The 23265-nt window shown below is 33.4% G+C and carries 26 protein-coding genes; 20 read left to right on the top strand and 6 right to left on the bottom strand.

Annotated elements, in window-relative coordinates; translation table 11 throughout:
* Positions 1-36 precede the first annotated feature (36 nt).
* Genes CUU59_RS06425 through CUU59_RS06415 form a run of 3 tightly spaced genes read left to right on the top strand, consistent with a single transcriptional unit; the run spans position 37 to position 3447 of the window.
* Entirely contained in the window at positions 37-489 is a 453-nt protein-coding gene (locus tag CUU59_RS06425) for a radical SAM protein (protein ID WP_099951140.1), read from the top strand.
* On the top strand, positions 437-1117 hold the full coding sequence (locus tag CUU59_RS06420; protein WP_099951139.1) for an ABC transporter ATP-binding protein: 681 nt from the start codon (positions 437-439) through the stop codon (positions 1115-1117). The genes CUU59_RS06425 and CUU59_RS06420 overlap by 53 nt, the downstream gene beginning before the upstream one ends.
* Positions 1117-3447: an FtsX-like permease family protein gene (locus CUU59_RS06415; protein WP_099951138.1), complete on the top strand. Its 2331-nt coding sequence runs from the start codon at positions 1117-1119 to the stop codon at positions 3445-3447. The genes CUU59_RS06420 and CUU59_RS06415 overlap by 1 nt, the downstream gene beginning before the upstream one ends.
* Before the next feature lie 96 nt (positions 3448-3543).
* Here the strand turns inward: CUU59_RS06415 and CUU59_RS06410 are convergent, their stop codons facing one another.
* The 6 genes from CUU59_RS06410 to CUU59_RS06385 all read right to left on the bottom strand — a co-directional run bounded on the left by CUU59_RS06410 (position 3544) and on the right by CUU59_RS06385 (position 7927).
* Positions 3544-4875, bottom strand: a complete 1332-nt coding sequence (locus tag CUU59_RS06410; protein WP_099951137.1) for a relaxase/mobilization nuclease domain-containing protein — start codon at positions 4873-4875, stop codon at positions 3544-3546.
* 1 nt (position 4876) lies between these two features.
* Positions 4877-5233, bottom strand: a complete 357-nt coding sequence (locus CUU59_RS06405) for a plasmid mobilization protein (protein WP_099951136.1) — start codon at positions 5231-5233, stop codon at positions 4877-4879.
* Between the two features lie 169 nt (positions 5234-5402).
* Positions 5403-6485: a virulence RhuM family protein gene (locus CUU59_RS06400; protein WP_099951135.1), complete on the bottom strand. Its 1083-nt coding sequence runs from the start codon at positions 6483-6485 to the stop codon at positions 5403-5405.
* Positions 6478-6960 (bottom strand): ligand-gated ion channel, encoded by a 483-nt coding sequence (locus CUU59_RS06395; RefSeq protein WP_099951134.1) that lies wholly within the window; start codon positions 6958-6960, stop codon positions 6478-6480. Before CUU59_RS06395 ends, CUU59_RS06400 begins: the two co-directional genes overlap by 8 nt.
* Before the next feature lie 8 nt (positions 6961-6968).
* Positions 6969-7517 carry an ImmA/IrrE family metallo-endopeptidase gene (locus tag CUU59_RS06390; protein ID WP_099951133.1) on the bottom strand — a complete coding sequence of 183 codons (549 nt, stop codon included), beginning with the start codon at positions 7515-7517 and terminating at the stop codon, positions 6969-6971.
* An 8-nt stretch (positions 7518-7525) separates the two neighbouring features.
* Positions 7526-7927: a helix-turn-helix domain-containing protein gene (locus CUU59_RS06385; RefSeq protein WP_000852885.1), complete on the bottom strand. Its 402-nt coding sequence runs from the start codon at positions 7925-7927 to the stop codon at positions 7526-7528.
* A 194-nt stretch (positions 7928-8121) separates the two neighbouring features.
* On the opposite strand from CUU59_RS06385, the gene CUU59_RS06380 reads away from it, so the two are divergent.
* From CUU59_RS06380 to CUU59_RS06305, 17 genes are all read left to right on the top strand, one after another.
* The gene (locus tag CUU59_RS06380; RefSeq protein WP_211286990.1) at positions 8122-8637 is read left to right on the top strand and encodes a hypothetical protein; all 516 of its coding nucleotides are present in this window, start codon (positions 8122-8124) and stop codon (positions 8635-8637) included.
* Positions 8638-8906: 269 nt separating this feature from the next.
* Entirely contained in the window at positions 8907-9317 is a 411-nt protein-coding gene (locus CUU59_RS06375; protein ID WP_099951132.1) for a sigma factor-like helix-turn-helix DNA-binding protein, read from the top strand.
* 537 nt (positions 9318-9854) lie between these two features.
* Complete coding sequence (locus CUU59_RS08175; RefSeq protein WP_162832783.1) at positions 9855-9992, top strand: hypothetical protein; 138 nt, start codon at positions 9855-9857, stop codon at positions 9990-9992.
* Between the two features lie 55 nt (positions 9993-10047).
* Positions 10048-11841: a recombinase family protein gene (locus CUU59_RS06370; RefSeq protein ID WP_245870568.1), complete on the top strand. Its 1794-nt coding sequence runs from the start codon at positions 10048-10050 to the stop codon at positions 11839-11841.
* Positions 11723-12022, top strand: coding sequence for an oligopeptide/dipeptide ABC transporter ATP-binding protein (locus CUU59_RS08325; protein WP_342747451.1), 300 nt, complete (start codon positions 11723-11725; stop codon positions 12020-12022). Before CUU59_RS06370 ends, CUU59_RS08325 begins: the two co-directional genes overlap by 119 nt.
* Entirely contained in the window at positions 12019-12984 is a 966-nt protein-coding gene (locus tag CUU59_RS06360) for an ABC transporter ATP-binding protein (protein ID WP_099951130.1), read from the top strand. Before CUU59_RS08325 ends, CUU59_RS06360 begins: the two co-directional genes overlap by 4 nt.
* A 21-nt stretch (positions 12985-13005) precedes the next feature.
* Positions 13006-14673, top strand: a complete 1668-nt coding sequence (locus CUU59_RS06355) for an ABC transporter substrate-binding protein (RefSeq protein WP_099951129.1) — start codon at positions 13006-13008, stop codon at positions 14671-14673.
* A gap of 302 nt (positions 14674-14975) precedes the next feature.
* Complete coding sequence (gene rpmG, locus CUU59_RS06350) at positions 14976-15125, top strand: 50S ribosomal protein L33 (protein WP_075574760.1); 150 nt, start codon at positions 14976-14978, stop codon at positions 15123-15125.
* Between the two features lie 14 nt (positions 15126-15139).
* A complete protein-coding gene (gene secE, locus CUU59_RS06345; protein ID WP_075574761.1) occupies positions 15140-15346 on the top strand; it encodes a preprotein translocase subunit SecE in 207 nt (68 codons plus the stop codon).
* Between the two features lies 1 nt (position 15347).
* The gene (nusG, locus tag CUU59_RS06340; protein ID WP_075574762.1) at positions 15348-15899 is read left to right on the top strand and encodes a transcription termination/antitermination protein NusG; all 552 of its coding nucleotides are present in this window, start codon (positions 15348-15350) and stop codon (positions 15897-15899) included.
* Between the two features lie 60 nt (positions 15900-15959).
* Positions 15960-16385, top strand: a complete 426-nt coding sequence (gene rplK / locus CUU59_RS06335) for a 50S ribosomal protein L11 (protein WP_075574763.1) — start codon at positions 15960-15962, stop codon at positions 16383-16385.
* A 15-nt stretch (positions 16386-16400) separates the two neighbouring features.
* The gene (gene rplA, locus CUU59_RS06330; protein ID WP_099951128.1) at positions 16401-17099 is read left to right on the top strand and encodes a 50S ribosomal protein L1; all 699 of its coding nucleotides are present in this window, start codon (positions 16401-16403) and stop codon (positions 17097-17099) included.
* Between the two features lie 368 nt (positions 17100-17467).
* The gene (locus CUU59_RS06325; RefSeq protein WP_099951127.1) at positions 17468-17938 is read left to right on the top strand and encodes a CtsR family transcriptional regulator; all 471 of its coding nucleotides are present in this window, start codon (positions 17468-17470) and stop codon (positions 17936-17938) included.
* A complete protein-coding gene (locus tag CUU59_RS06320) occupies positions 17931-18374 on the top strand; it encodes a UvrB/UvrC motif-containing protein (RefSeq protein ID WP_099951126.1) in 444 nt (147 codons plus the stop codon). The genes CUU59_RS06325 and CUU59_RS06320 overlap by 8 nt, the downstream gene beginning before the upstream one ends.
* The gene (locus CUU59_RS06315) at positions 18371-19309 is read left to right on the top strand and encodes a hypothetical protein (RefSeq protein WP_099951125.1); all 939 of its coding nucleotides are present in this window, start codon (positions 18371-18373) and stop codon (positions 19307-19309) included. Before CUU59_RS06320 ends, CUU59_RS06315 begins: the two co-directional genes overlap by 4 nt.
* 12 nt (positions 19310-19321) lie before the next feature.
* Positions 19322-21718: an ATP-dependent Clp protease ATP-binding subunit gene (locus CUU59_RS06310; RefSeq protein ID WP_099951124.1), complete on the top strand. Its 2397-nt coding sequence runs from the start codon at positions 19322-19324 to the stop codon at positions 21716-21718.
* Positions 21690-23048 (top strand): DNA repair protein RadA, encoded by a 1359-nt coding sequence (locus CUU59_RS06305; protein WP_099951123.1) that lies wholly within the window; start codon positions 21690-21692, stop codon positions 23046-23048. Before CUU59_RS06310 ends, CUU59_RS06305 begins: the two co-directional genes overlap by 29 nt.
* Positions 23049-23265 lie beyond the last annotated feature (217 nt).

Below are 23265 nucleotides of genomic sequence, written 5' to 3'. Positions count from 1 at the left end.
CACATGATACATTAATTAGGATTTGCTCTATTTAATATATGTAGTGCAAAATGGAAATATTGTTGTTTTTCATGTTCTCCTGAATCTCAACAAAGACTTGATATCAATAGAGTGATACAATACATTAAAGAATCAGAAGAAATAAATGAAATAAAAACAATAGCTTTTACGGGAGGAGAAGTTTTTTTAGAATATCCGACATTATTAAAATTAGTTGAAATTTCAACAGAAGTTGGTAAGAATACTAGTATTGCGACAAATGGATTTTGGGCTGTAAACGAAGAAGCAACATACGATAAACTTTATCAGCTTAAGAAAGGCGGATTAAAACATTTAAGTATAAGTCATGATAGATATCACAGTGAGTTTATTAGTACTAATAATATAAAAAACATACTTAAAGTTTCTTTAAATTTAGATATACAAGGAGATAAATATGGAAATATTAAATATAAAAGCAATAAAAAAATATTATGGAACAGTAAATAATCAAGTAAAGGCTTTGGATGGGGTTGATTTAGAAGTTGGGAAAGGCGATTTTTTAATAATCCAAGGAGCATCTGGTAGTGGTAAATCTACGCTCCTAAATATAATAGGAGGGCTGGATAGAGCGACAAGCGGAAGTATAAAAATTAATGGTATAAATTTGGCGGATTTAGACGATAATGAATTGACTGAATTTAGAAGTAAAAATATTGGGTTTATTTTTCAAAGGTTTAATTTGATAAATATATTGAATATAAAAGAAAATATACTTTTTCCACTTAATATTAGTGGACTTGTAGAAGATGAGAAATACCTAAATAAAATAGTTGATACTTTAGGTATCGAAGATATATTACAAAAAATGCCAAATGAACTTTCGGGCGGACAGCAACAAAGAGTTGCTATTGCAAGAGCTTTAATAACAAATCCAAGTATATTATTGGCAGATGAACCTACTGGGAATCTAGACAGCAAAAATAGTAAAAATGTTATTGATTTACTTGTTTCAACTAATAGAAATTTTAACCAAACAATTATTTTAATTACCCATGATCAAAATATAGTTGAGTATTTATTGGAGAATAAATATGCAAGTATAGTGCGTCTTGAAGATGGGAGGTTATCAAAATAATGAATTATATTAGTAGATTGGCAACTAAGTATATAAGAGGAGAAAATAAAAATTTCCTTATAGGTTTAACAATAATCTTTTCCGCATTTATTTTGTCATTGACACTTTCTTTTTCTGCATCAAATCAAATTGGCATACATAAGACTACAAAATACATGCCTCAAATAACAGTATTAAATAAATCTGATAAAATTAATGATATAAAATCAGATAGAAGCATAGATAAAATTGTTACGTTAAATATTATTGATCAAGTAAAATTTCAAGGATCTCCAACTAATGTAATTTATTTAGACAATAATAATTATTTCGATTCAATAAAAGGTGAATTGCCAATAGATTCACATGAAATTATGATAGAAAAATCTATTTCAGACAAATATGGTTTGAAAATCGGAGATGAAATAAAAGTCGATGATAATTCTGGAGAAAAAACATTTACTATATCATCTATAGCATATAGGGATATGGAAGTGAGTCAGGCTAATTTATATGTATCGGAAAATTATTTTAAGAATTCAAAAGTAAAAGTAAGTTCCTCTATGATATTTTTGAAAGATAAGTCAGAGAAGTTTGCTTATAGTAAAGCTAATGAAATAAGAGATAAGTTTGAAATTCCTAAAGAAAACATTAATATTTATAATGAGTTTTTTACTTATTCCAATAATCAAAAAATTAGTGATGCTAGTATAGAACTTATGCTTATTTTGCTATTGCTTTCAATTACAACTTCATTAGTTTTATATTCAATATATTATATATCTATAAATAGAAGCATCAATGAACTTGGTAAATTAAGAGCGCTAGGTTTAAAGCGTAAAGATTTAAAAAAATTAATAATAAGACAGGCTCAGTTTATTGCAATTCCTTCAGGAATAGTGGGCGGATTATTGGGAATTTTGGTAAATATATTGATTAGACCAGGAACTTTTGATTTCAAGATACATGGTTTGATTTTTATTGCAACAGTCATCTTTGTATTCACAATTGCTTGTATTTCTACATTAAGACCTGCAAATTACGCATCTAAAATTTCTCCAGTTGAAGCAATGAGTTATACTTCTTATACGGATGTTATAGCTCCAAGGCATAGCTCTAAAAAAGTTACTCCTTTATATCTAGGTATGTTAAATGCTAAAAGGAATAAAAAGCGTTCTATATTTACGTTAATATCTTTAGCGTTATGTAGTGTAATATTTATTGCTATGATAGGTGTTTTTTCTTCTATTTCGACTGAAGATATAGCTAAAAATACTAAATTCAAATTAGGTGAATATAATATCACATTTAAATTTATGGAGTATAAACCAGATGATATAAATGCAAGCAATTATAAAAAAGCTTTTACACAAGCCGAAAACAATCCAATTGATGAAAAATTAATATCAAAAATTAAGGAAATAGATGAGATTGATCGTATTAATATTGAAAAAGCTACTACGGTAAATTTTGATATAGAAAAGAATGATATACGCAATCAGGTTACAACTATTGTGGGATATAAAGAAACTGATATTGATAAATTAAAGGCTAAATTAGTATTGGGAGATATAAAAGATGAGAATGATTTGATAGTTAATAATGCTAACAATGTTTTTGAAGATGTGTATAAACTAAGTCCAAAGTTAGGGGACACTATTAGGTTAAAATTTAGAGGGAAAGATGGACATATTGATGAAAAAGATTTTACTATATCCGCTATTGTAAACGATACAAGTTCAGAATATATATTTGGTATTCCAGAAAAAAAATTAGAAGAATTATGCGACTATAACATTAACAATTCTATTTCATTAAAATTAAAGGACTCTATAAATAAGAAAAAAATGAATATTATAGAGGATAAAGTTCGAAACATCTTGTCAGAAAATAAATTACTTGAATTCAATAAAGTTGATGATTATGTAAAAGAGCTTAACAAGCAATACAAAACAATTTTGTTAGCATCACTGATATTTACGTGTGTTTTTTTGATATTTGCTTTGTTTAATGTCATTAATTTATCCATAACCACATTTATTGAAAGAAAAAATCAAATAGGAACTATGATGGCACTAGGAATGAAAAAATCACATTTTATACTATCAAGAATATTTGAAACACAAATAATAATAGTAATATCTAATATTATTTCAATTATACTAGGGGGGATAATAGGGAAAACATTGATAGATATAATCGGAGATATGGTATTGAAGTTCGAATATAATTTTAACTTAATATATGTGTTGGCTTATCTAATATTAATTCATGTATTAGCGGCAATTATTGAGATTGTAATAGCTAAAACTGTAGACAATAAATCATTGATAAAATATATTGAGGAGTAATTATAGACAAAGAAAAATATTCAGAAGAATATAATGAACTAAATATTTTATTCGAGTGGGAAAAGTAATAAATGTAAAAGAGGTAGTTAAGCAGTCCTACCTCTCTACTTCCTTTCCATAATAATTTTCATAGTTTTTCCTATATTGAACTAGGTAAGAAAATTGTTCTTTATTTAAAGAATACTCTTGCATAAGGGTGCTCTTTTTTTCTTGCAATTTATCGAGCTTGGATAGTATTTCTTTTGTATTTGGTAGCTTATTATAATTTTCTAAGATTTCTTTTGCTGCTATTTTATAGACAGAAAGTTCACTATAATATTCTTCTGCAAATTGTTTATCTTCAGGATTTTTCTTGTGGTATTTGTAGATTTCACGATACTTATTTATAGTATTTATATTTTCCATATCTTGAGATAAACTTTTCATTTCACTTTCAATTTCCTTTATTTCATCTAATAAGTCTTGTCTATCATCAGCAGATTTTTTGATTAAATCATCAAGTTGTGTAATTGAATTAATTCCTCGCTCTCTAAGTTTAATTATTGAATCAGCCATTGTTTTGATATTGTGTTTTCTTACCCAAACTTCATAGCCTCTAGAGGATTGTGCTTTTTCATTAGTAGATATATCAATAACATTTCCTACACGTTTTTTAATAGGATTAGCTTTGTTTCTAATAGCTAAATCTATTCTTTCTTTGATTTTTTCCTCAGTATAATCTTCTCCGATAGTCTTTGCTCTTGTAAATCTTTGCTTATCTTTATGACGAAAAGCAATGTGTTTACCAAACTTAATTTCATAATCAAGAGATTTCATATTTTCTAAAAACTCTTCCCACGAGTTAGACTTATTAATCATTCTATCTATATCAAATTGCAGTTTAGTCTTCCAAGAATTTCCTTTCTTGTTTTGGTCACATTCGTACCAAGATTTACCAGCAGTTTTATATTTTCTTTTGTAAGCTTCATAATATTCATCAATGACTGAAAGTTTATTTTCTTTACATAATTCGTCACTTTGATACCTGATTTTGTGGTAAGATTTTTTGTTAGATTGGTAGCATTTACCAGTCTTGTAATTAACATTATTAAAAATAATATGGTTATGGATATGCCCTCTATCTATATGAGTTGCAAGAACAAATTCATAATCTTCTTTTAAAATTTTCTTACATAATTCCATTCCAATTTCGTGAGCTTTTGTAGGATCGACCTCTCCTGGTAGAAAAGATTGAATTAAATGTCTAGCTAAGACTGTTCCTTTAGTATCATTGTCTTCTCGTGTTTTTATAAACTGAATATGGGCAGTAGATGGATGACATTTGAATGAAGATACTAAGATTTTTTCATCAGTTTTTTCACTCTTAGTAATATAATCTATTGCCAAGTTTAGAGTTGATTTTATAGGATGTATTTTTGTAATTGCCATACTAATCACCAGAACTTTCTTTTGGTTTATTTATAAGTAGGGAATGGATCTGCCATATTTCTCTTGATAATTTTTCTATTTCTTTATTCATTGCTTCAATTTCATTTTTGTAAATAACACCAGTTGTATTAGTAGCCTTGGCAATCTGGTTTATGTTATTTGTTGCATTTGAAAGTAGCCATTGTAAGTTTCTAAATGGTTCTAAATCTACAACATAAATTTCTTTTTCTAATACACATTTCCTAAGAAAGTGGGACATTGTTTTGCAATTAGCGAGTTTCATTTTCTTTTCAAAAACGTCCTTTTCTTCTTTGGTTAGTTTTATTTCTATCCTTTCATTTCTAAATCTATTTGCCATTTTATTCTCCTTTATAAAATATATTTCGGGGTCTTAGGGTGCTCCCTAACAAGGTAAAAATTAAAAAAATGGAGCATTCCCTAAAGGTCTGCTCCATTAATTTTTTCGTAAGTGTCCGTACACTTACTGTGCTTGCTATTAAAGTTATAAGCGTTAAGCGTATATTAAGTTATTCTTCTAATTTTTTAGTATCATCTTCTAGTTCTAAGAACTTATCAAAATCACTTTTGTAGAGTCTATCTTGTATTATTCTATATTTTTCAAACTCACTCTCTGCGTGCTTTTTAGCAAGAGCTGCAGACACTTTTCCTGCATCGTTTAAGATTTCTTTATCCCATAACTCTAAAAATCCATTTAATCTTTTTTCCCAATCTTCCATAGTCATAGGGATATGTCTTTCTGCTTGCAGTTCTGCCATGTCCAAATAAGATGAAACAATTCTTTGCATTTGATTTAATTCTTCTTCGTTTAGATAATTTTTTGCAACGACTACATCATATTTATGAATTTTTGAATCTGGAGATCCTTCCCAAGTAGTAAGTCCCATATTTTTAGTTTTGTGATTGGCTCTATCTACAATTAATTCGGCTGCAGTTTTCCCATGAATTGCATAGTGCAATTTGTTTTGAATAGCTGCAAAAAACCTTTTTGTTGCTTTTGCAGATGGGTCATAGTCTAAAGATGTGGCATAAATATCTGTGATTTTTTGATAGAATCTTCTCTCAGATAATCTAATCTCACGAATTTTTACAAGTAATTTTTCAAAATAATCCTTGGTAAGTTTTGTGCCAGAATTTTTTAATCTTTCATCATCCATTGCCCAACCTTTAATTGTAAAATCTTTTACAATTTGGTTTGCCCACTTTCTAAATTGTACGGCACGTTCATTATTTACTTTAAACCCTACTGCAATAATTGCTTGTAGGTTATAGTGTTTTGTTTCCCTTGAAACATTTCTAGAACCTTCTTTTTGAACTATTAGGAATTTCCTAATAGTTGCTTCTTCTTGTAATTCACTATCGGCATAGATTTTTTTAAGGTGTTCATTTATTGTGGCGACACTAACATCATAAAGAGCTGCCATCATCTTTTGTGTTAGCCAAATGTTTTCATCTTCATATCTAATTTCTATAGCTTCTTGATCATCACCATTAGCTGCAATAAAAGTCAAGTATTCAGCAGCGGATGATCTAATTTGAAGTTCTTTATTATCATGATTTTCGTCTTTATTTTTATCCATTTCTTTACTCATAATTTCCTCCATGTATAAATTTCATTCTACCTTTAAACACTGGAATACTAATCAAGAATACAATTAGATAATGTATAAAGGAATTTATCATCATATTTTTTGTTATTGGTAATTGATGATAAGTTTGACCGATTATCTTAAAAGCGACTAGAGTGTTTGTTATAAAATCAAGTGCCAACCATAGGGCGACTGATGATCCTATAAAAGCAATTATATAGTTTAAAAACCTGCTAACCTTTGGTAGCTTTCGATTTATTAAGACTAGCAATATTCCATAAATTATTACGACTGTAATTGAAAGGGAAATAGCTAATTTGTTATCTAGTTTATCTTTTATGGATATATAAAATCCTAAACCTACAACTATAAAATCAATCAAAAATGCTGAGATTTTTACAGAGTAGGTAGTGATGAGATAGTAGAAAACTATTCCAGAAAGGATTAATAAAAAATATCCTGCAATAAAAATTCCCATAGAATCTCCTAATAATAATCATCATGTTCAGGGCGATAGTTTTTAAGAAAATCTCCCTGAGGTATATTAACATTGATTGGTTTATTAAACTTGCCCATTTTTGCTAACTCAGAAATTTTTAGATTTAGTAAATTTATATCTACACCTAATTGTCCAGCGATTTCATAATCACAAACTTGATCATTGATATTATCTAGGACATCTTCATCACTAATTAATAAATGAGCTGCAAAAATATTAGCTTCAGTTTCAAATTTATTTGTAGGGTTTAGCACTGTTTGGTCATGAAAAGCTCCGCCACTCATACAATAATCTCTGTGAAGTTGATCGTGACCTAATTCATGTGCTAATATAGTCTTTCTATTAAAATTTGTGTTGCTACTGATAAAAATAAATCTGTTCCTTTGAATATAATGGTACATTCCCAAAAGTATTTTTGTTTCAGATAGATATACCAGGTTAATATTCAAAGCTTCTATTAATTCAACAGGATTTCGTGTCTTATATTTTTTTATAAGTCGATTAACCTTATCATATATATAGCGATTCATGCTCATAAAATCACCTAATCTTTTTTCTTACGACCGTATTTCTTGTTTTCTCTTTTAGCCTCCCAATAAGCACGAGTAATAGCTTCAAAAGCAGCATCTTTATCTTCGTCAGAAATTTCTCCACCAGCAAATAAAGAGCTTAGACCTTCTGTTAATGCTCTAGCTTTTTCTAATTCTCTTTTACCACCCATGTTATAAACTCTATTTAAAAACTCGTCACTTTCTTCTAAAAGATAATTGTAATCACAGTTCATAACTTCAGCTATTTTTTTGTAAACCTCGACATCTCTTGGGTATCTTTCTCCATCTTCATAATGTACAAGAGTTCTTGTACTTATTCCTATCATTTTTGCAAAATCTGCTTGACTTAACTTTTCTTTTTCACGAAATTCCTTTAATCTATCCGCAAAAGCCATAACTTTAACCTCCTGTACTAATGTGCATTTATAACTTTTAATACGAACAATAGTGCTTGAATTATTTTTCGGTTTAAGATATAATACAAACTGAACTTATATTCATATTATAGCACAAACATTCAAGTTTGCAAATAAGTTGTATTGGGGTGATTAGATTGAGAATAAGTAAAACTTTAAAGAATATAATGAACATGTATGTAGATAGCAACTTGAAATTTGAAGAAATTAGTTCGGCTGCAAAACTTATTTTAAGTTTATATAGACAAGTTACCTGGGCAGTAGATAGCAGGGCAAATTTTATGATGTTTGAGAGTAAAGAAAACTATGGATCAACTTCAGAATCTGCTTACTTGTATCTTTCTACATTTGCTCCAGAAAGAGTTGAAGAAAAGTTTAATAATAGAGTTTCCAATGTAATGGATAGTAAGCTTATGCTTTTAATAATTTATGATGCCTGTGTTAGGCTAAAAGTTTATCCAGAATATGGAGAAATCTATCATAAGATTATTTATAACTACTACATTTCTGAAAAAAAGATTACTGATGAAGCTTGTATGAGAAGTGTATCTTTAGAGAGAACTGTTTATTATCAAAGAAAAAAGGAAGCAATTGCATTGGTAGGTGTAATAATTTGGGGATATACTTTACCAACTGCTATTAGCCAACTTGAAGACGGTCGTAGCATTGAAGAAATAATGAATATCTAAGAAATTAATTTATGACGAACTTATTGCGTACTATTTCCGAATGAAAAAAGTACCATATACGAATTTTATGTGTACTTAAGTGCATATATAATATCCATGATGGGTGATTTGCACCTAAATTTAATATTGGCATTTATTGGCTGAAAGAATTTATTTTCTTTCGGTCTTTTTTTATGCCCAGGAGAATATATGCATAGAATTAGAAGTCCTCCTTGTGTGAATTTTATTTTCAAACTAAAAAAATTCATGTCAACAAGGAGGAAAAATTAATGGACAAAGAATATTATTTATTTATAGAAGGAAAGAAAATAGTTGTTAGCAAGGAAGTATATCTTGCCTATCATAGTGAATTGAATAAAGAGAAATATCAAATAAGAAGAGACAGATTAAATAACTGTTTCTTTTTTTGTTCCTATGATCATGATGGTAATTTTGAAGAAAATTTAGAAGATCTGGAATTTGATGTTGAAAAAATTATCGAAACAAAGGAAATGATTGAAGAAGTAAGAAGAGCTATTTCTAAACTCAACCCTGTTGAAAGGGATTTGGTAGAAAGTCTTTTTTATAAAGAAGAAACAATTAGAGAAGTAGCTGCTAAACTGAATATTTCTCATCCAGCCGTTATTAAAAGGCGTAATAAAGTCTTAGAAAAACTAAAGGAAATGTTGGAAAACTTTTAGATGACAGTTGCTAAGAGGGTCTAATTTTCACTGTTACTTATACAGTGGGAATTGGACCTTTTTATTTATCCAAATTTATTTTTGAAAATTGGTTACCAAGAAAGACTTCTTTTCACTGTTAAGTATAAGAGGGTAATTTTAAACAATTTTGTTTCATCAAGATAAGTATTTTCTGATGGTCAAATTTAAAAAAGATTAATGACTCTCGATAAATTTTGAACCTTAACAACTGAATAGACCAAGACAAGACGTTAATCATTTTTGGAGCGTAATAACCTATCCGCCAAGATCTTTCTGCTGAATAATTCGGCAAAACAAGTACTGCTAAGCTAAAAGCAAGGGAAGAAGAAAGGGAGCGATAAGTAAGAGTTTGAATATAGGGAGGGATACCCTATTCGCTATGAAGAAAATGAGGATAATGATACTTCTAAGGTTGAAGCCGGCTCATCCTGAACAGAGGCGGAGGTGAGATTCCTATGTTGCTAATCCAAGGCACTTGTCAATGTCAAAAAACTTAAATTTACATAGGAGGTTATTATGAAAGCAATAAAAGTTTATAGCATGAGAGTTGCTATGTTATGTAGACTTTATGATCTTAAATTAATTAATGATAAGGAATACACAAAAATAAAAAATAGAATAGAAAATGATTATAAGAAGAGAGATAGAAAGTAGTTAATTTTGTGATATAATAACACTGTAGAAAGATACAAAATGGGAAGGAGGTAAAATGAATACTAAAGTAAAATTAATAAAAGCTTCAAATACAGGAGCTAGAAATAGAAATGCACTACATTTAGATTTAAAACGAGTTGCAGCATATTGTCGAGTTAGCACTGATAGTAAAGACCAACTTGAATCATATAAATCGCAAGTTGATTATTACACAAATCTAATAAAAAATAATAAAAACTGGACTTTAGCTGGCATATATGCAGATGAAGCGACAACAGGAACAACTGCTAGTAAGAGAGCTGATTTCATGAGACTAATAAGCGATTGTCAAAATGGAGATATAGACATGATAATTACTAAATCTATATCAAGATTTGCCAGAAATACATTAGATACCTTAAAGTATGTAAGACTATTAAAGGAAAACAATGTTGGTGTAGTATTTGAAGAAGAAAATATAGATACTTTGACAATGGATGGAGAGTTACTATTAACAATATTAAGTTCAGTAGCTCAACAAGAAGTAGAAAATACCTCAGCCCATGTAAAAAAAGGACTGAAAATGAAAATGGAAAAAGGGGAACTTATTGGCTTTCAAGGTTGCCTTGGATACGATTATGACCCTATAACAAAAAGTATCTCTATAAATGAAGAAGAAGCTAAAATTGTTAGATATATCTTTAAAAGATATTTAGAGGGCAATGGCGGCTCAGTCATTGGCAGGGAACTAGAAGAGCAAGGATATCTCACCCCGAGAGGTAAAACAAAATGGTCTGATACTACAGTGTTAGGAATAATTAAAAATGAAAAGTATATTGGCGACATACTAATGGGAAAGACTTTTACAGTTGATCCCATAACAAAAAGAAGACTAGCAAACTTTGGTGAATCTGATAAATACCACATTGAAAATCATCACGAGCCAATTATATCAAAAGAAGATTTTGAAAAAGCACAGGAGATTAGACTCAGGAGAGCACAAAATAGAAACACCATTGCTAATAAGGATAGGAAGAGAGAAAAACTATCAAGGCAATACGCTTTTTCAAGTATGTTAGAATGTGGATTTTGTGGAGAGATACTTTCAAGAAGAACATGGCATACAAGTTCAATTTATAAAAAAATTAACTGGCAATGTGTAAAGTCAACAAAAAAAGGTAAAAAATATTGCCCTCATTCAAAGGGAATACAAGAAGCAGCAATAGAAAAAGCATTTGTTGAAAGCTATAGGCAATTATGCCATGCAGATTCAACAGTAATAGATGACTTTTTAAAAATTGTTGAAGAAGAAATAAATGATAATACTTTAGTCAAAGATTTGAAAAAGTTAGAAAACCAATTAAACAGAATCATTAGTCAAGAAAGAAAGTTAGTTGATCTTCATTTAGAAGATAGTATAGACGAAGAAGTTTATGCTAAAAAGTATAAAAAACTTACAAAGCAAAAAGAAGAATTACTCGATGAAAAGAAAACATTGGAACTAACGATAAAAGATGAAGACTCTATTAAAGAAAGATTAAAGCAATTTAAAAAGGTCTTAGAGAATAAAGAAATTATAGAGGAATTTAACAGAACAGTATTTGAAAGCATAGTTGATAAAGTCGTGGTGGGAAGAATTGACAAAGACGGAACAGTTCATCCTTATGACTTAACATTCTATTTCAAAACAGGAGTTCAAGATAGTCAAGATTCTAATAACTTTAAAGATAAAAGAAAAAATGCCAAAGACAATGACATTAATAAATTGTGCTCCTACAAGAATGACGAGGATAATAAATTATGTTCCCAATCAAAAGACAACGCACCCTTACACGGAATTATTATTAAATTCTTATCCAGATATGTATAAGGACAAGGAGAAGCTAATGAGCATACCAGGAACCATTGTAGACTTATCCAAAGAATATATGGGTTGCATCTTTAAAGATAGGTGTCCATACAGGAGCGAAATTTGCGATAAGGAAACTCCAAAGGTAGAGGTATTTGGGTCAAGACAAGTGGCTTGCTTTAACAAGAGGAATTTTGAATGAACATACTTGAAGTAAGAGATTTAAAAAAACATTATAAGACCAAGGATGGGATTTTAAAGGCCCTTGATGGGGTGAGCTTTGACTTGGATGAGTCCGAGGTCATCGGCATTGTCGGTGAGTCAGGCTCGGGCAAGAGCACGCTTGCCAAATGTGTAATCGGTCTGGAAGAGCCAACGGATGGATCGGTAAAATTTTTGGGCAGAGACCAGAAGGAATTTTTAAAGAAGGATAAATTATCATTTAGGCGGAATGCTCAAATGATTTTCCAAAATCCCTTTGATGTCTTTAATCCAAAGAAAAAATTAAAAGCAACCCTAATGAATACCTTGAATGTACACAATATTTTAAATACCAAGGAAGAGCGTTATGAATTTATAGTAGAGAGTTTAAAGGGGATTGGTTTTCCAAATGCAGACGAATATTTAAACCGCTATCCTGCAGAGTTATCTGGTGGACAGCTCCAAAGAATATCGATCCTTAGGTCACTTTTTTTAAATCCTAGGCTAATTATTGCTGACGAACCTGTCAGTATGCTGGACGCGTCCATCAGGGCAGATATTTTAAATATGCTAATGGACATAAAGAAAAATGATAGTACAGGATTTTTATATATTAGTCACGACATACCGACTACTCAGTTTATTGCAGATAAAGTATTTGTAATGTACTTGGGCAAAATCGTTGAGTATGCACCAACGGATGAAATTATCAACAATCCCAAGCACCCTTACACAAAGGCACTTATATCTCACGTGGGCACAGTAGATCCACGGATAGAAATAAATAGAATAAAAATAAAGGGAGAAATCCCAAAACCGATTAATCTTGACCAAGGCTGCAGCTTTAAAAAACGCTGCTACAATCGCACAGATGTTTGCAATTGCCAAAGCCCAGAGCTCAAGAAAATCGCTGAAGATCATTATATTAGCTGTTTTAATCCAATAAACAGTTTATATAAATAATTTTTAAAATTAGGAGGAATTATGAAAAGACAATCAAAAGCAATAATTATTTTACTTATTGCTCTGCTAACTTTGACATCATTATTTGCTTGCAAAAACGATGCACCAAAGACTGATGAAACAAAACCAGCAGAAACAGAAACAAAGACAGAAGAAAAGACAGAAACAACGGAAGACAAGAAAGACGACAAGGTCGAAAAGACTGATGGTCCAGTAGAAGGCGGCACATTTATTGTCAGCCTTGGCAAGGAACCAAGTCAATTCAACCCATGTGCAACAGCTGACAACGCTGCTTACCAAATTATTCAAAACACATTTAACAAACTTTTAAAGATTAATGGTAATGGGGAAATCATCAACGACCTTGCAGAATCTTATGAATATGAAGACGAAGGCAAGACTTTGATCTTCCACCTACACAAGGATGTTAAGTGGCACGACGGCGAAGATTTCTCAGCAGAAGACGTAAAGTGGACTTTTGATGAAATCATGGATAAAAAAGGTTTCGCATCAAGCTCACTCTCATCTGTTGAAAGTGTAGAAGTTAAAGATAAAGACACAGTTGTTTTCCACCTAAGCCAACCAGATTCAGGTCTACTTGGATACATTGCATGGATGGGAACATACATTATGCCTAAGCACATTTACGAAGGCACAGATTGGCTAACCAATGATGCTAACTACAATCCAATTGGAACTGGTCCATTTAAATTTGTTGAAATGGTTGAAGGTGAATCAATCACTCTAGAAAAAAATCCAGATTTCTTTGGGGAAGGACCTTATGTAGATAAACTAATCTTCAAGATTATTCCAGACGACAACACAGCTTACCAAGCTTGGTTAAACGATGAAATTGACCAAACTCTAGCAGGTGTACCAGCAACAGAAATTGAAAATCTCAAAAAAGACGACAGATTTAGATTTGTTCCAAAATCATGGCCAAACAAATCATACCTTTGCTTCAACATGGAAAGCGGAATTTTCACAGATAAGAACTTAAGAGAAGCTGTACTTTATGGTATTGACCGTGAAGACATCTACAAGAGAGTTCTAAAAGAACAAGGCACAATTTCAGAATACTTTATCGCTCCAGAATATGCTTGGGCAATTAACAAAGACGTAAAGAGCCCTGAAAGAGACCTTGCAAAAGCTCAAGAATTAATAGAAGCTGCAGGTTACACAAAAGATGCAGATGGATATTATTTTGAAACAACAATCGATACATTCCCTGGTTGGGATGATTTCGTAGTTGTTCTAACAGAACAATTCAAGGAAATGGGCATTAAATTAAACCACAACTCAATGGACGACCCAACTTATGATGAAAAAGTTCTAGAAAGAAAAGATTTTGACTTCACAGTTCTAGGCGGCTACATGGGACCAGACATCTCAGCAATGGGAATCAGATTTGTAACAGGCGGCCCAATGAACTATGGAAACTATTCAAACCCAGAACTCGATAAGGAATTCGAACTTGCAAACATTGCAACAGAATATGAAGACAGGGCAGTTCACTACAGAAGAATCCAAGAAATTCTATACGAAGATCTTCCAGTAGTTTACTTCTCAAACAAAGGCGTTGAATATCCAATCAAAAACTATGTAAAGGGATCACCAGCAGACGAAGCTACACCATACACAACAGAAGGAGAATTCTCAAGAGTATGGATCGATCCATCTTTAAGATAATTTAAAAATATTTATTATTACAAAGCGGCGGGAGAAATCTCGCTGTTTTTTCTTTGCCTCTCTATATATTTTCTGCGATCAAAAAAATATTTAACGTGTAATTATTCATTGTTCATAATTTAAAAAAATTTTTTTACTTGTATTTTTATATTTAATTTTTCATTGCATAAAATATTTTTCATAAAAGAAGAAAAACTTTTGAAAAACAGCCTTTCCGCGTTGACAATCGGAATTATTTAATGTATAATTAGATGTAATTGTTTTGCCCCCAAGTGTGCGGGCATTAAACGGGAGGTGGAAAGATGAGAGACATGATTACTTTGGAATGCACTGAATGCAAACAAAGAAATTACAGAACTTCCAAGAACAAGACTCACACAACAGATAGAGTTGAGCTCAAGAAATACTGCAAGTTCTGTCAAAAGCACACCGTTCACAAGGAAACCAAGTAGAAAGGAATTTTAAAATGGCAAACGAAAATGCAAACAAGAAGGGCAAGTTATCAACTTATTTAAGAGGCGTTCGCCTTGAAACTAAAAAAGTTGTATGGCCTACAAAAAAAGAACTCTTTAACTATACTGTTACAGTGCTTGTATTTAGCGTTTTGTTTAGTATCTTAGTTTATCTACTTGACCTTGGAATTGGTTACGTCTACAGTTTGATTTTAAAGTAGGATGACTGAGTTGTTAGGCAATAACGAAGAGAGAAGAAAAGACGCTAAATGGTATGTGGTTCACACATATAGCGGTCACGAAAACAAAGTTAAGGCGACTATCGAACAAATGGTTGCAAGCAGAGGTTATAAGGATAATATTTTTGAGGTAATAGTTCCGATGGAATCTTATCAAGACAAAAACAATCCTGGCAAATTAAAGACCAGAAAGTCTTTCCCAGGCTACGTGCTTGTCAATATGATAAATGACACCGAGAGCTGGTTTTTAGTGCGTAACACTAGAGGAGTTACCGGCTTTGTTGGACCTTCGGGTGACCCGGTTCCTTTGACTGATCGCGAGCTCAAGAGTTTAGGTATGACTGATGAAATTCCTAAAAAGCCGGTCGATGTTGAAATTGGAGACAGAGTTTTAGTTATGACTGGTCCTTTTAAGGATAAGGTAGTCGAAGTTAAAGAAGTTAAAAAAGAAGAGAGAATATTAAAAGTATTAGTAGACATGTTCGGTCAAGCAAATATTGTTGATATTGACTATGACCAAGTTGAAAAAATCTAATTAATTTGAAAGTGTGGCAGATACTCTCCTATCGGACCACAATATACTAAGGAGGAAATTATGGCTAAGAAAGTTTTAGCATTAGTTAAATTGCAAATCCCAGCAGGTAAGGCAACTCCTGCACCACCAGTAGGTACAGCTCTTGGACCTCACGGTGTTAACATTGTGCAATTTACAAAGGAATTTAACGCAAAGACAGCTGACCAAGCAGGTTTAATTATCCCTGTTGTGCTCACTGTTTACCAAGACAGATCATTCACATTTATTACAAAGACCCCACCAGCAGCAGTTCTAATTAAGAAGGCTCTTAAACTTGAATCTGCATCAGGTGAACCAAACAAGAAAAAAGTTGGTAAGCTAACAAAGGCTCAATTAAAAGAAATCGCTGAAATCAAGATGCCAGACTTAAATGCTGCATCAATCGAATCAGCTATGAGACTTGTTGCAGGTACTGCAAGAAGCATGGGCGTAGAAGTAGAACAATAGTAGGGGGTTAATATAATGAGAAGAGGAAAAAAATATCAAGAAGCTGTTAAGCAATTTGATAGATTTGAGCTTTATGATGCAAATGAAGCTCTACAAAATGTATTAAAGGGTTCAACAGCAAAATTTGACGAAACAATTGAATTACACGCAAGACTTGGTGTTGACGGCAGACACGCTGACCAACAAGTTCGTGGTGCTATCGTTCTGCCACACGGAACAGGACAAGAAGTTCGCGTACTTGTAATTGCAAAGGGCGACAAGGAAAAAGAAGCTCAAGAAGCTGGAGCAGATTTTGTTGGCGCTGAAGATATGATTGAAAAAATCCAAAATGAAAACTGGTTTGATTTCGATACACTTATCACAACACCAGATATGATGGGTCTTGTAGGTAGGCTTGGTAAGGTTCTAGGACCTAAGGGTTTAATGCCAAACCCAAAGAGTGGTACAGTTACAATGGATGTTGCAAAGGCTGTTAACGAAGTTAAGGCTGGTAAAGTTGAATACAGACTTGATAAGGCAAACATCATCCACACCGTTATTGGTAAGAAGAGCTTTGGTGAAGAAAAACTTAAGGAAAACTTAGATGCAATTATGGAAGCTATCGTAAAGGCTAAACCAGCTGCTGCAAAAGGTAAGTACCTTAGATCACTCACAGTTTGCTCAACAATGGGACCTGGAGTTAAATTAGCTACAAGCCAATTTGAAAACAAATAAGATTGAAATTTATTTTGCCACCCGCAAGGGTGGCTTTTTTATTGGTAAAATTATCTTGCCTCGAAGAAGGATTTTTGTAATGAAACTTGTCTGTGATTTTTAATTTTGATTTTCTTTGAAATCATTTTTGAAATTTTTTTGCGATTTGCAATTTATTTTAATTTGAAATTACATTTGAAATTTTTTTGCGATTTGATTTTGCTCTGATTTGTATTTTACTTTTGAAAAAAATTGCAAATTAAAATTTATTTTTTAAGACCAAAAGACTTGTAAATTGCAAATTATATTTAGCAAGAGGCCCTTGTTTAAACAAAAATTTCTCTGGGTATTAATAGTTAAAGAAAGTCAAAGTCAAAGGAGTGATTTAATTGGCAAGGCTTACCGATATTATAGAAGAATTTTTAAAAGAGATGCTTGAGGAGAGCGGCGGATACGTTGAGGTCAGGAGAAATGCTCTGGCAGATTCATTTAAGTGCTCGCCATCTCAAATTAATTATGTTTTAGAGACTAGATTTCAGCCGCAAATGGGCTACTATATTGAAAGTAGACGTGGCGGCGGCGGATATATATCAATTGAAAAGATAAATTTAACGACTACAAGTGATTTTGAATCCATGCTTGTGGATACAATTGGTGATTCAGTTACGGCCAGCGAGGTGGACTTGATTTTGGATTCGCTTTTTGATTCGGGCATTATTACGAAAAGAGAATCCGCTCTTATAGCTAGCAGCTTAAGCGACAGGAGCTTGGATGTTAGACCGGGCGAGAAAAATAGGCTGCGGGCTTCGATTTTAAAAAATATCTTGCTGGTGCTTGCGAAGGAGAGTGAAGATGAATAATTTTTTTTCTTTTAATAATTTTGAATACGATGATTTTAAAAAGCTTCCTCTTGAAGAGTTAAAGGAAATGTTTAATATAGGTGACGATTCCAATATTGATGTCAAGGTTATTTTTAACAATCAGATTATGAACCTGATCAAGGAATTGGAAAATTCCATGGAAGAGAAGGATATTAACGAAATCACTTGCCCAAATTGTGGGACCAAGCTGAGCGAATTAAAGATTACGCAAATGGCTGGCTGTGAAGTTTGCTATTCCTGCTTTAAAAATGAAATTGAAAACTTGTTGAAGATCAAAAATCTAATGCCAACCACCAGGGAAAATTCAAAAAAATCTTATATGGATGACTTGAGGAAGGAATTGGATATAGCGATTAGAACTGAAGACTATGAGAGGGCCCAAGAGATTAAGGCCATGATGGAGAATATAGAATGATTATTAGCGGTTACAATATAGACCTGATTCGCAATGTGTCGGGTTATAAATATGTAGAGAAGATGAATTGGAACGAACGGTCTGACCTTAGGGACAAGATTATAAGCGCTGCAGGAGCTGTGGAAGTTCCCCTAAAATATATTCCTTCTTATAGGAATATGCAGGATGAAATTAATTTTATCCAAGAGATGAACCTCTTGTCCATGAATATTACAGACGAAACCGATCCGTCGATTCTCTATAATGAAGAAGAAAATATTTTTATTATTATAAATGATGTCGACCACATTCTGATGAGCGCCAAGGCAGGTTCCTGGGATGCTGCTTATCAGAAGCTAAAGCCTATTGAAAGAGATTTATCAAATAATTTTACCTTTCAAAAGGACAGGAACTTTGGATATCTGACAGCAACCACTCCACTTTGTGGCAATGGTTTGGTTTTTGATGTCCTCTTGCACCTGCCGGCTATGATGAACAAGAACAGGATTTTGACTCTAATAAAGAAAATAATGAAGATGCCAGGAGCCATGCTTCTCCCATTTAACAGTGGTTCAAGGCCATCTGCATTTTTTGTCTTGAGGATGATTTCTAAGGGCAATATTGAAAAAGAATTAAATTTTATGAAAAATATTGCAGAAGAACTTTGCATTATGGAGGCTGCAGAAAGGGAAGACCTAGCCGGAGATGAAGAATTTATTTCCTATATTAAAGATAGGATTGATAAATACAAGTCTATGGAGGCAGTGAGCTTTGTAGACTTCTTGAGGGTTGTAGATGACATAACCATTTACAAAGAAGCTATTGGCGAGAGAATTGAAGCAGAGACAATTAATACTCTCCTTGTAAACACTCAGCCTGAGCACTTAAAGTCCAAGGGCATTATGAATGAAGAATTAGAAAAATACTATTACAAAAAGATTTTTGAACTATTATAAGAAGGTGAGACAGTGTTTGATTTAACAAATTTTGATCAAGATGCCAAAAGTATAATCCAGCTTGCCCACGAGGAAGCGGAGAGCCTGGGGGCAAAAAACCTGGGTAGTGAGCACATTGTGCTTGCACTTTTAAAATATAATTCAGAGGTTAAGCAGGCCTTTGCCCAATACGGGATGACCTACAGGCGTTTTAGGCAGGCTCTCTATGACTTGGTGGGCCAAGGAGACTACACCAAGCCGGAGGGCTATGCCCAAGGGGCCAGAAATATTTTGATGTTTGAAGCCAAGAAAAGGGCAGAATATTTTGCCTTGGACGATGTAAGTCCAGAAGTCCTTGCCATTTGTGCTATAAGTGACAAATACGATATGACGGAGATGGTCCTTGATACTTTGGGCTTTGATGAAAATGCCTTTATCAGGTCCATTGTTTCTGAAGATGACGAAGATTTTTCGGATGATGAATCAATAGAAGAGTATACGATAAATTTAAACGACAGATACAAGGCGGGCAAGATTGACCCGGTTATTGGTAGGGAAGATGAAATCGAACGGATGATTCAAATTCTATCTCGTAGGACCAAGAACAATCCAACTTTAATCGGTGAGCCTGGCGTTGGTAAGACGGCAATAGTTTATGGGCTGGCTGAACGCATAGAGAAGGGTGAAGTACCTTATTATCTATCTGACAAAAATATCTACATGGTGGATATGACTTCACTGGTTGCAGGGACCAAGTACAGAGGCGATTTTGAAAGCAGGATCAAGAAGCTTTTGGAACGCGCCTCCAAGGACAAGTCCATGATTTTATTTATAGATGAAATTCACAATATTGTAGGCGCTGGTGGCAGCGAAGGCTCTTTGGATGCGTCAAATATTTTAAAGCCATATTTGGCTCGTGGCGATATTCAAATTATAGGTGCAACCACTTTTGACGAATACAAAAAATATATAGAAAAGGATTCAGCCCTTGAGCGCAGGCTGCAAACAATTGTTGTTGAAGAGCCAAGCGTTGAGGAGTCAATTGAAATTCTTCGCGGAATTAAGGAAGATTTTGAACGCTATCACAATGTAAAAATTACCGATGAAGCCCTTGTAAAATCTGTAACCTTGTCCAAGAGATATCTTAGCGAAAGATTTTTGCCAGACAAGGCCATCGACGTAATGGACGAGGCCATGAGTAAGGCTAGAACTAAGGTCAAGGTCAAGGATGATATGGACATCCTAAAGGAAAATCTCTTGAGGATCCAAGATGAAAAGATGAAGGCTATAGGCGATGAAGATTTTATCAAGGCCGCTAAGCTAAGAGACGAAGAAAAAATAATCGAGGCGCGGATTGGTGACAGTCCAAGGCCAGTTGAAAATACAAAAAATATAGTGGACACACCAATGATTGAAACCATTGTAAGTAGGTGGTCAAAGGTTCCTGTAAGCGATATGACTTCAACTGAATTGGAAAAGCTCAGGACCTTTAAAGACAATCTAAAGGCAAAAGTCATTGGCCAAGATCCAGCAATTGATGTAATAGATAAGGCCATAAAACGGTCTAAGGCAGGACTTAAAAATCCTAACCGTCCAATAGCGTCCATGCTTTTTGTTGGACCAACTGGAGTTGGTAAAACTTATTTGGCAAAGAGGGTTTCATACGAACTCTTTGGTGACGAAAACGCCATGACAGTTATAGATATGAGTGAATATATGGAAAGGCATTCGGTTTCCAAGCTAATTGGATCGCCTCCGGGCTATGTAGGCTTTGAAGAAGGCGGACAATTAACAGAAAATGTTAGGAGAAAGCCTTATCAAGTTATTTTGTTTGACGAAATTGAAAAGGCTCACCCAGATGTATTTAACGCCCTCTTGCAAATTTTAGAAGAAGGTAGGCTTTCAGACAGCAAGGGTAAGGAAGTTAACTTTAAAAACACAGTTATAATTATGACTTCAAATGCAGGCACCAGCCAACTTGAAAAACAAAATTCAATCGGCTTTATGGAAGGGTCATCTTCTGAATTTGAATCCATCAAGGGCAAGGTTAACAAGGCTTTAAAAGATACCTTTAGGCCAGAATTTTTAAATAGAATTGATGAGATAGTTGTCTTTGATAGGATTTCAAAGGACAATGTTAAAAAAATTGCCCGTTTGGAAATCGAAGATATCAAATCTCGTGTTAGCGACAAATACAAGGTGGATGTAAGTGATGCATTTGTCGACCATATTGCTGAAATCGGCTACTCAGATGTCTTTGGTGTAAGACCACTTAAACGGGCCCTTACAACTGCACTTGAAGATAATTTGAGCGAAAAAATAATCGAAGGCGATGTTATGGAAGGCGATAAAGTCCTTGTAGATTATGAGGATGGCCAAGTTAAAATAAAAAGGATAAAGGATGAAGAGAAACAATCTGTACAAGTGTGAGAACTGCGGCTATGAGTCCGCAGGATATTTAGGCAAGTGCCCTGAGTGTGGGTCTTGGGGATCTTTGGTGGAAGTTGGTAATAGCCAGCCCGTTCACGAAAAATCTACCACCCACCAGGCCACTGTTCAAAAGCTAAAAGAAATTGAAAGTGTTAATAGTGATCGCGTGATCTCTAATATCAAGGAGCTGGACAGGGTAATGGGCGGCGGCATCGTTAGGGACTCCGTGACTATTGTTACAGCTAGACCTGGTGCCGGTAAATCCACTCTGCTTCTGCAACTTTCCAATGCTTTGGTTGAAGAGGGTTACAAAGTTTTGTACGCCAGTGGCGAAGAGTCGGGCAGCCAAATTAAAAAACGCGCTGAACGCGTTATAGAAAATATTGGCGAGGACTTGTATATAATGGCTACCAATTCTTTGGACGCTGTTGTGGCCAAGGCCGAAGACCTAGATGTGGACGCTCTAATTGTTGACTCTATACAGACATTTGTTTTGGACGAATATCTGCCAAGTCGGGCAGGCAGTCCAACTCAAAGTTTGGAATGCGCTTACAAGTGTGTTGAGCTTGCCAAGAATACAGAAAAACCCAAGATGGTTTTCTTGGTTGGGCAGATGAATAAGGCCGATGAGCTCCAAGGCTTACGGAGCATCGAGCACTTGGTGGATACAGTTTTATATATAGAGGGTGAGGCTGGAGATCCACTTAGGACTTTGATGGCGACCAAAAATCGTTACGGGTCAACAGGGGAAATAGGATTTTTCTATATGGAAGAAACGGGCATGAAGTCCATAGATAATCCAAGCGAATACTTTATGACTACACGTGAAGAGCCAGTTAAGGGATCGAGCCTAGGCGTTATTAAAGAAGGTACCAGGGCCATTGTAATGGAAGTTGAAAGCCTTATGAATAAAACTTTCACTCCATATCCGTCGCGGATAACGGATTCTATCAAAAAAGATTCATTAAATATTATGATTTCGATTTTGGAAGACAAGATGAAGCTAAAACTTTTTGATATGAATGTGGTTTTAAAAGCGGTCGGAGGACTAAAAACCTTTGATCCTGGTATAAACTTTGCCATTATAATGAGTCTGGCATCCAGCTATTACAACAGGCCAATTAAAAAAGACGTGGTCTTTATTGGTGACATATCTTTGACAGGCGAGGTTAGAAAGACCGAAGGCTTACAGACAAAAATTAACGAGGCGGACAGACTTGGCTTTAGCGAAATTGCAATTCCAAAAACATCTGCCAAGATCAAGGCCAAGAATGCAAAGATTGTAGAATTTAAAAATATAAATGAGGCTATAAATTATTATTTATCTTAAAAAAAATTTACAGATGACCGGTCGATTATCTTTAAAAATAGAATGCTAATATTTTTTGCAAATGAATGGCTGGAAATTTTTAAAAACAAAATGCTAAAATTTTTTGTAAATGAGCGGCTGGAGGCTTTTTAAAATATATTGCAAAAGTATTTTATAGATGGATGGCTTTAAAAAAATAAAAGATTTTAACCAAGAGAACTTTGCGGATGCAGGGTTC

This window comes from Ezakiella peruensis, from assembly GCF_900215725.1.
GTDB lineage: Bacteria > Bacillota > Clostridia > Tissierellales > Peptoniphilaceae > Ezakiella > Ezakiella peruensis.
The sequence above is the reverse complement of the archived record's forward strand: the minus strand, read 5'-3'. Positions and strand labels throughout refer to the sequence as shown.

What these genes read in the sequence shown, in the direction of transcription:
- rplK (WP_075574763.1), top strand. Translation starts at nt 15,960, where the DNA reads ATGGCTAAGAAAGTTTTAGCATTAGTTAAATTGCAAATCCCAGCAGGT.
- secE (WP_075574761.1), top strand. Translation starts at nt 15,140, where the DNA reads ATGGCAAACGAAAATGCAAACAAGAAGGGCAAGTTATCAACTTATTTA.
- CUU59_RS08175 (WP_162832783.1), top strand. Translation starts at nt 9,855, where the DNA reads ATGAAAGCAATAAAAGTTTATAGCATGAGAGTTGCTATGTTATGTAGA.
- CUU59_RS06375 (WP_099951132.1), top strand. Translation starts at nt 8,907, where the DNA reads ATGGACAAAGAATATTATTTATTTATAGAAGGAAAGAAAATAGTTGTT.
- rplA (WP_099951128.1), top strand. Translation starts at nt 16,401, where the DNA reads ATGAGAAGAGGAAAAAAATATCAAGAAGCTGTTAAGCAATTTGATAGA.
- CUU59_RS06360 (WP_099951130.1), top strand. Translation starts at nt 12,019, where the DNA reads ATGAACATACTTGAAGTAAGAGATTTAAAAAAACATTATAAGACCAAG.
- CUU59_RS06405 (WP_099951136.1), bottom strand. Translation starts at nt 5,233, where the DNA reads ATGGCAAATAGATTTAGAAATGAAAGGATAGAAATAAAACTAACCAAA.
- CUU59_RS06315 (WP_099951125.1), top strand. Translation starts at nt 18,371, where the DNA reads ATGATTATTAGCGGTTACAATATAGACCTGATTCGCAATGTGTCGGGT.
- CUU59_RS06355 (WP_099951129.1), top strand. Translation starts at nt 13,006, where the DNA reads ATGAAAAGACAATCAAAAGCAATAATTATTTTACTTATTGCTCTGCTA.
- CUU59_RS06320 (WP_099951126.1), top strand. Translation starts at nt 17,931, where the DNA reads ATGAATAATTTTTTTTCTTTTAATAATTTTGAATACGATGATTTTAAA.
- CUU59_RS06415 (WP_099951138.1), top strand. Translation starts at nt 1,117, where the DNA reads ATGAATTATATTAGTAGATTGGCAACTAAGTATATAAGAGGAGAAAAT.
- CUU59_RS06400 (WP_099951135.1), bottom strand. Translation starts at nt 6,485, where the DNA reads ATGAGTAAAGAAATGGATAAAAATAAAGACGAAAATCATGATAATAAA.
- CUU59_RS06395 (WP_099951134.1), bottom strand. Translation starts at nt 6,960, where the DNA reads ATGGGAATTTTTATTGCAGGATATTTTTTATTAATCCTTTCTGGAATA.
- CUU59_RS06410 (WP_099951137.1), bottom strand. Translation starts at nt 4,875, where the DNA reads ATGGCAATTACAAAAATACATCCTATAAAATCAACTCTAAACTTGGCA.
- CUU59_RS06380 (WP_211286990.1), top strand. Translation starts at nt 8,122, where the DNA reads ATGTATGTAGATAGCAACTTGAAATTTGAAGAAATTAGTTCGGCTGCA.
- nusG (WP_075574762.1), top strand. Translation starts at nt 15,348, where the DNA reads ATGACTGAGTTGTTAGGCAATAACGAAGAGAGAAGAAAAGACGCTAAA.
- rpmG (WP_075574760.1), top strand. Translation starts at nt 14,976, where the DNA reads ATGAGAGACATGATTACTTTGGAATGCACTGAATGCAAACAAAGAAAT.
- CUU59_RS06390 (WP_099951133.1), bottom strand. Translation starts at nt 7,517, where the DNA reads ATGAGCATGAATCGCTATATATATGATAAGGTTAATCGACTTATAAAA.
- CUU59_RS06385 (WP_000852885.1), bottom strand. Translation starts at nt 7,927, where the DNA reads ATGGCTTTTGCGGATAGATTAAAGGAATTTCGTGAAAAAGAAAAGTTA.
- CUU59_RS06370 (WP_245870568.1), top strand. Translation starts at nt 10,048, where the DNA reads ATGAATACTAAAGTAAAATTAATAAAAGCTTCAAATACAGGAGCTAGA.
- CUU59_RS06420 (WP_099951139.1), top strand. Translation starts at nt 437, where the DNA reads ATGGAAATATTAAATATAAAAGCAATAAAAAAATATTATGGAACAGTA.
- CUU59_RS06305 (WP_099951123.1), top strand. Translation starts at nt 21,690, where the DNA reads ATGAAGAGAAACAATCTGTACAAGTGTGAGAACTGCGGCTATGAGTCC.
- CUU59_RS08325 (WP_342747451.1), top strand. Translation starts at nt 11,723, where the DNA reads ATGACATTAATAAATTGTGCTCCTACAAGAATGACGAGGATAATAAAT.